1 pseudogene is annotated in these 416 nt (G+C 68.3%); it reads left to right on the top strand.

Annotation, left to right across the window (positions count from 1 at the left end):
• Window positions 1-416: pseudogene (locus G3I78_RS49315) on the top strand (hypothetical protein); the annotation flags it as partial.

The raw sequence follows: 416 nt of genomic DNA, 5'->3' as shown, positions 1-416 counted from the left end.
TGAAGACACTGACGCAGCAGCCCGCCGACAACCCGAACCTCGCGGGCGCCCTCGCCGACAACGGCATCCAGTGGACCGCCTCCGACAACTCCCGTGAGCCGCAGCAGCGTTCGGCGGGCAGCAGCACACTGACCGTGCCGCGCTACCCGATGAACGTGTACTACAACACGGGTACGAAGGCCGAGATGGCCGACGAGTACAACTGGATCTACGCCTCGGCGGCCGACGGCAGCAGCGGCATCTGCGAGAACAACCCGACGTCCACCTGCCTGCCCGGGCCGCTGGACACCGCCACCGGCTATCTGTCTTACATCGTCCCGCAGGAGGCGCGCACCGCACTCGGGCACGCCATCTCGGGCGACCCGCGTCCGCACTACGCGCACCAGTCCAACCTGCCCCAGGACCGCACGCTGTAC

Origin of the sequence: Streptomyces sp. SID13726, from assembly GCF_010548375.1 — a bacterium.
In the GTDB taxonomy this organism is placed as follows: domain Bacteria; phylum Actinomycetota; class Actinomycetes; order Streptomycetales; family Streptomycetaceae; genus Streptomyces.
Note: the sequence above shows the minus strand (reverse complement) of the source record. Positions and strands in the feature narration are given on the sequence as shown.